The 6,355-nt window shown below is 66.0% G+C and carries 5 protein-coding genes and 2 pseudogenes; 1 reads left to right on the plus strand and 6 read right to left on the minus strand.

Going from position 1 to position 6,355, the window contains the following annotated elements; genetic code table 11:
• Positions 1–135: 135 nt before the first annotated feature.
• Together MXD58_RS17275 and MXD58_RS17280 are read right to left on the minus strand one after the other, a co-directional pair.
• Positions 136–699, minus strand: coding sequence for a DUF6262 family protein (locus MXD58_RS17275; protein ID WP_248841438.1), 564 nt, complete (start codon positions 697–699; stop codon positions 136–138).
• Positions 696–1,082, minus strand: a complete 387-nt coding sequence (locus MXD58_RS17280; RefSeq protein ID WP_248841439.1) for a hypothetical protein — start codon at positions 1,080–1,082, stop codon at positions 696–698. Before MXD58_RS17280 ends, MXD58_RS17275 begins: the two co-directional genes overlap by 4 nt.
• On the opposite strand from MXD58_RS17280, the pseudogene MXD58_RS17285 reads away from it, so the two are divergent.
• Positions 977–1,279, plus strand: a pseudogene (locus MXD58_RS17285) (integrase core domain-containing protein); the annotation flags it as partial. The gene MXD58_RS17280 and the pseudogene MXD58_RS17285 overlap by 106 nt on opposite strands.
• 43 nt (positions 1,280–1,322) lie before the next feature.
• Here MXD58_RS17285 and MXD58_RS17290 read toward each other — a convergent pair.
• The 4 genes and pseudogenes from MXD58_RS17290 to MXD58_RS17305 form a co-directional block, all read right to left on the minus strand.
• Positions 1,323–2,069, minus strand: a pseudogene (locus tag MXD58_RS17290) (IS5 family transposase); the annotation flags it as partial.
• 434 nt (positions 2,070–2,503) lie between these two features.
• Positions 2,504–3,391, minus strand: a complete 888-nt coding sequence (locus tag MXD58_RS17295; protein ID WP_248841437.1) for a hypothetical protein — start codon at positions 3,389–3,391, stop codon at positions 2,504–2,506.
• Between the two features lie 270 nt (positions 3,392–3,661).
• Positions 3,662–4,519 carry a PKD domain-containing protein gene (locus tag MXD58_RS17300; RefSeq protein ID WP_250609557.1) on the minus strand — a complete coding sequence of 286 codons (858 nt, stop codon included), beginning with the start codon at positions 4,517–4,519 and terminating at the stop codon, positions 3,662–3,664.
• A 376-nt stretch (positions 4,520–4,895) separates the two neighbouring features.
• Complete coding sequence (locus MXD58_RS17305) at positions 4,896–5,690, minus strand: class I SAM-dependent methyltransferase (protein ID WP_248841435.1); 795 nt, start codon at positions 5,688–5,690, stop codon at positions 4,896–4,898.
• Positions 5,691–6,355: the final 665 nt, after the last annotated feature.

Here is a 6,355-nt window from a genome sequence, read left to right on the forward strand (position 1 = left end):
CCGGCGCGCACCCGCCCGACGGCCAGGACCCCGACCGCTACAGAGAATCATCTAACCGACGATCTCAAACACCTTCTAAGGCCGGGTCGCCCGGAGAAATCTCACCTCCCGGCGGCCCGACCTCAGTGGGGCAGGTCAGGTCGCTGATCCCGGGTCGGCGATGCGGGCTTCGAGGTCGGCGACGCGCCGGTCCTGGAAGCGGAGGTTGGAGCGGGCGGCCTTGAGCCGCTCGTCGAGGGTGCGGTTGTCGGCTGTGAGTTGGCGGACCCGCTGCTTGAGGGTGGTGTTCTCGGTGGTGATCCGCTGGATGGCGTCCTGGGTCCACTCGGCTTCCAGGTCGCGCACCTGGCCGAGGAGTTCGCCGATGCGGGTGCGCTGGGCGAGGATTTCGGCGTGGGCGGCCTTGAGGCCGTCTTCTGTGTTCAGGGCTCGTTCCCGCCAGGAGGCCTGCTGTGCGTCGTCGTGGGCGGCGAGCAGTTGAACCCGGCGTTCGCCCGCTGCGGTGATCGCGGTCGCGACTGCGGCCCTGGCGTCTGGCTTGTCGTAGACGAAGGTTCGGGAAACCCCGGCCCGACGGGCGACGGCGGCGACGCTGACCTGGGCTTTCTCCCGGTGGAGGCGGGCGATCGCGTCGTGGACGCGCTTGACGGCGGCCTCGGTCGCGTGGCGGCGGGCGGCCAGTGCGGCTTCGGTGCTCACGCGCAGGCCTCCGCCAGTTCCTCACCGCTGTACCCGTCGTCGCCGTGCGCGGCGAGGTCGGCGGCGCGGAAGGCGGTGGACCAGCCGCGGTGGAAGTAGTCCTGGGGTTTGCGCAGGTCGAGCGCGAGGGCGTCGTCGAGCAGGCCGAGGCCGGCGAGCGCTTTCTCCAGGCCGTCGATCGCCTTCGCGGTGGGCTCGAAGTAGCGGTGGAGGTAGTCGGCGGTGGCGTCGTCGGGCGCTCCCTCGGCGAGCAGCCGCCACTGCTCGCGCTTGCGCCTCGCAATACCTGTCCGATGCCTACCAGCGCACCCTGCAACACCACCAGGTGTCTCCCTCGGCCGGCGCGACCGGAGTCTGCTGGGACAATTCCCTCGCGGAATCATTCTTCGGCACCCTCGAAAACGAACTTGTTCACCGTGAAAACTACCCGACCCGCCGCGCTGCCCGCACCGCCATCACCGACTACATCGAGATCTTCTACAACCGGCAGCGACTCCACTCCACCCTGCACTACCGCACCCCCGAACACGTCGAAAACCTCTACCACACCACGAATACGACCATTGCAGACGCCGCATAAACCAGATAAGGTCCCTACTACGCCGGTGTCCGAGAAACGGGACTCACCTCCAGCGGGTGGCGGGGGTGCGGCGGGCCAGTCGGCGGACCATGGTGCGGATCATGGCCCAGTGGATGAAGGACTCGGAGTTCGCCGGGTCGCGTTCGTAGTCGCGAGCGAGGCGGCGGTGCGCGGTGATCCAGGCCAGGGTGCGTTCCACGACCCACCGTCGGGGTAGCGGCTCGAACCCCTTCTGGCCTTCTTTCTTCCGGACAATCTGAACCGTCGTCCTCACCACCGTCGCCGCCCAGGTAACGAACCGGCCGGCGAAGCCTCCGTCAGCGAACAGATACCTGCAGGTCGGGGTGGTGAAGTAGTGGTCAACGAGGAGCTGGCGGGCACCGTCGCGGTCCTGACGGTCCGCGGGAATGACCAGGACGGTCAACAGCAGGCCGAGGGTGTCGACAACGATGAACCGCTTGCGGCCGTTGACCTTCTTGCCCGCGTTGTACCCCCGCGTTGCGGCGCTCGCCGTGGGCGCGGCCTTGACCGACTGGGAGTCGATGACCCCCGCGGTGGGCGCCGGGTCACGACCCTCGGCGCGGCGGACCTCGTCACGTACACCGTCATGCACGATGATCGTGACACCCCTGCGTCTCCACCGGTCGAACATGCCGTGGACGGTCTTCCACGGCGGGAAGTCCACGGGCAGCGCCCGCCACACGATCCCGTTGTGCGTCACGTAGAGAATCGCGTCGACGATGTCACGCCGATCGTGCGCCTCCGGCCGGCCATCCTTCGACGGCGAGGGAGAGGCCACACGCAGCCCACGCAACCAAGATTCAGGACAGGCACTCAGACGAGAGCACGGTGTACCGGCTGATATCGGGGGAAGGCACGGCGAGCTCGAATTGAGCGACATCGCCGGAGGTGTTCATGGGCACGGCCCGATGGCATGGGGAAGGGACCGCGCCGTTCACCACAGGTCTGCCGGGTCGATGCCAGCCGGATCGGGCAGCGGCGCGTCGCACCAATGACCGGTCTGGCGGCTGGAGCGGAGGCGATTTGTCTCGGCGGCGGCGCGCCTAACCCAGCCGGTCTGTGGCGTGGACGGCATCGGAAAGTACTCCTTCGTCAGGCTGAGGCGTGAGGTCGGACGGCGGTGCGGATCCGGCTGGCGCGCGCAGGACGAACGGACGCTGCGTGCACCGGAAACATGGCGGGGAGTGCAGGGGAGAGGTGCGGTCAGGCGGCCGCGGACAGGGGCCAGCGGCCGCAGGCACGGGCGGCGTCGGCGAGGGTGGCCTCCGCGCGCTGGCGGCGGCGCCGGACGCTGGCCGCCGCGATTCCGAACTCGTCGGCGAGTTCGTCCGGGCTGTGGTCGGCGAGGCGGGTCCGGGCGATGAGGCGCACCGCGTCGGCGGACAGCACACCGGCATGCAGCGCCCAGCGCAGGAGATCGACGAGCGCCTCGGTGTAGAGAAGATGTTCGTCCGGTCCGGTGGGGGAGGGGAACTCGGAGAGGGTGTTGTCGTCCGGGTTGGCGAGTCGGAGCGGGTGGTCGCCGGAGCGGGCGTGCGTGACCTGGCGGGTCAAACGGGTGCGGACGTCGTTGAGGAGATTGAGGTTGGCCGGGCCCCGGCGGATGCGCCAGTGGTATCCGCGGATTCCGGTGATGAGGAGTTCCAGGGCGATGGCTGCGCACTCCTCCATATCCCCGACCAGCCAGATGCTGCCGCCGTCGGGGTGCTGGTGCATCCACCGGGATCGTGTGCACAACGCCTTCACTCCGGGCAGCAGAATCTGCACCAGAAGGCGCACGGCGAGGTCCTGGTCCGGATCGCGGTCGGCCGTCCCGTTGTTCTGCTGAACTGTGGCTTCGGGAGCATTGGACGCGACCTTGGTCAGAGCGAGAGTGATCGCACCGACCCGCTCGTAGTCGGTGAGGTCCTGGCCGGCGACCCGAATGCTTTCGGGGCAGTCCAGTCCGCCGAACGCGGGGTCGGCGGTGGCCCAGCGTCGGGTGGCAGAGCGGAATCGGGCGCTGCCCGTGAGGTGCGCCCATTCGTTTTCCAGGGCGTCGAACACCGCGATGCGACGTCGTGCGGGTGAAACAGATGCTGAGGCCGGCATCAGGACTCCGTTCTCGAAGTGGTCGAGGTTGTGGAGCCACCGTCACGGGCCGTGTTGCCGGTCTGATTGCCAGCGAATCTGGTTGCCTTCGGCGGCATGAGGGGCAACGTTCCTGCAAGCGTGGGTTGCCCGGGGTGGGCGATGCCGGCAAAGGGCTCGGGCAACATCGCCGGCGGCGGAATCCTGGTCCTCGGATTCCGGATTTCATGGGAGGGAAGGTGCGCTTCGAAGGTGATCGAAGGCAACCTGCTCCTTGGCCTGGAACACGGTCTATCCGGCGTACCCGCCAATCGTTTCGATGCTCCCGACGAAGACGTCGGTTGCCGCGGTGAGCCGCGCTGGCTGAAGGGGAAGCGGCTGGGTGACACCGGGGATCACGAACGTTCCTGCCCACGTCACTGTGAGGGTGACTCGGAAAACTCCGGGCCTGCTGTAGTGATGCGTCACGTCGCCCCCGTCCCGGTCTCGGGTGGCCAGATCCATGTTCGAGGTCTCCGCTGCGGTGCCGTCGCCGAAATCCCAGTGGTACTGCGGGGCTGCATGGATGGCGGCCGCGAGTGGTCGAGCTGACTCTGTGGTGTCCCCCGTGTATGTGGAGGGTCCGCCCGGATGAAAGAGGAAGCCCGATCCGGTGAGGTGAGGGTTCCATGTCCCAGCGATGATCGATGGCTTGGGAAGAAGCTCCGCACGCATGGTCGCGGCCAGCGCGGTCTGGACCTGGGACATCGGAATCGGATTGTCGACAAGCAGATAGCTACCGCAGTCAGAAATAGTGCCGTCGTACGTGGCACGCTCCGCCCCGCTGATAACGGGATCAGATCTGACCGCGGTGAGCAGGTCGCAGACCGCAGCCGGGTCGACGGGGCAGTTGACGTCACATGGTTCCGTGACAGCGGCCGGTGGTACCGGAACCGGCGCGACCATGCCGTCCTTGTAGCTGTACCTGTAACGATAACCGCCAGGGGCGGACTGGTAGGCGCAGGCTCCCCAGAGAGTACCGGCGCACGGTGTGGTCGCCTCCGACGGCGTGGCGGCTTTGGCGGGCCCGGTGAGGAGGACCGAACCCGCCGCCATCCAGGCGATCACCGCGGCCAGGGTCCGATCTCGCCGCCAGCGGTGCTCCGCCATCAGAGCGGCCTGGGCCGGGTCCACGTGCGGCCATGGCCGCATCGAGATGGAGCAGATGTGGTTATGGCCGAGGAAGGCTCCAGGCAACCAGAACGTGCGACACGCCGTGACGCCAGCTGCGCTCGGGTTGGCGGTGGTCGCGCAGGTGGTTGCCTGTCCGATCCTTTCTCCAGGTTGCCCAGGTTGCCCAGGTTGCCCAGGTTGCCCAGGTTGCCCAGGTTGCCCAGGTTGCTCAAGGGACGAGGTTGCCTGCTGTGGTGAGGTGTCCGGACAGCCGTCGGGCACAACGTTGCCGGGGCAGCGCGCCGAGGTTTCCCAGTACGCTTTCCGCCTCGTCAGGCGGACGGTCTTCCGGGTGGCCCGGGGGCAGAAAAGATCATCGCGTCGGCGCCAGGCGGGTCCCGAGTATGAAGGCGAAGCGGTCAGGGAACGAGAGAAGCTGCTCCGGATGGATGGCGTCGATCTCGCGTATCCCCGCCTCGATCTCACCCTCGTCGAATGCTGAGAGGAGAGACATGTACCGGCCGCGTACCATTGCCAGGTAGCGGTCCTTGGGGATGGTCAGCGCAAACTCGTGATACTCGATACGCGCCAACAGCCCAGCTCGACGGACGTGCCCGATGATTTCCTCCGGATCGGGCTGTAGCTCCTCGAACATCTCCAGGGCGGCGGTGAAAAGCGGGTAGCGAATCCGGGTCGGGAGCATGACTATGAGCAGGCGGCCGCCTTGGGCCAGCAGGTTGCCAAGGCCCCCGACAGTCGGTGCGCGATCCGACGGGGCCACATGGTGAATGGCTTCTTTGACAAGGACTGCGTCAAAGGACCCTGGCGAGATGTTCAGCGGAGCGAAATCCGGCAGTTCTCCGCCGAGCTGTTCGGCCGAGGCGAGAACGGGACGAACGCCAGCGGTCGACCCGAGACGGCCCAGCATGGCTGCGGACGGATCGACGCACAGGATGCAGTTCTCCGGTCGGACAAGGTCGACGATACGACGAGAGTACAACCCGGTCCCGCAGCCCACGTCGATGATCCGGTGGTGAGGCCGGAGGGCAAGCGATTCCATGATTTTTCTGGTCATCCAGTCGACGAAGGTGCCACTGTGAGTCCAGTGTTGATCATAGGTGGTGGCCAGGAACTCATAGTGCTGTGCGTTGCAGGGTGACATCATCATTGAACCGTCCTCCCGATTTTTGATTATGCGGTAGCGATGGCGTTCCGGGAAACGTGCATGCCGCGGTGGCTTGGGCGTCGTTCTTCTTTTCAGCTGTGAGTGCGGACGCAACAGAAGCGTTGTTCGAATTCGGTTGCAGACGATTGCTGCGTGATCGACATTTTATCGTTTTTTCTGTTGCGGCTGTAATGTGGGAGGGTGTCGGTGGTGGATGTTCGTCGATCGATATGTCTACGTGGCGCAGGATTATCGACTTCCAGGTGATCTTAATCTTGAACTGTGCATGAAGATCTCTGTTTCTATGCTCGCCTCCGGTTCGTTTCTCCGGGCTCACCCTCACCCTCACCCTCAGCGTCGACGGCCGCGGCTCGGCCGACCCGGCAACCCCGAACTCCATCGACGGGCAGGACAACCCGGCAGGACGGACCCGAAATCGGCGAGTCGAGATCACGCACAAGGGCTGAGGGTGCGGTCCGCAGTCATATCGATCCCCGTTAACAAGATCGTCTCGGGCAAGGTGGGGTGACGGTTCACTGCGCCCGTGGGCGGAGGCCATATCGATGACGATCGATACCTGGGTCAACGAGGTGTCAACGGCCAGTTTGTGGTCCCCGCTGGTGGCCAGATAAAAGTCCCCGGCTCCTCGGGGTTTTTCAGGGTGTTTG

It is taken from the genome of Frankia sp. AgKG'84/4 (genome assembly GCF_023242965.2).
Classification (GTDB): Bacteria; Actinomycetota; Actinomycetes; order Frankiales; family Frankiaceae; genus Frankia.

Coding starts and splice junctions, on each gene's coding strand:
- MXD58_RS17280 (WP_248841439.1), bottom strand. CDS start 1,082: ATGATTCCGCGAGGGAATTGTCCCAGCAGACTCCGGTCGCGCCGGCCG.
- MXD58_RS17295 (WP_248841437.1), bottom strand. CDS start 3,391: ATGCCGGCCTCAGCATCTGTTTCACCCGCACGACGTCGCATCGCGGTG.
- MXD58_RS17300 (WP_250609557.1), bottom strand. CDS start 4,519: ATGGCGGAGCACCGCTGGCGGCGAGATCGGACCCTGGCCGCGGTGATC.
- MXD58_RS17305 (WP_248841435.1), bottom strand. CDS start 5,690: ATGATGATGTCACCCTGCAACGCACAGCACTATGAGTTCCTGGCCACC.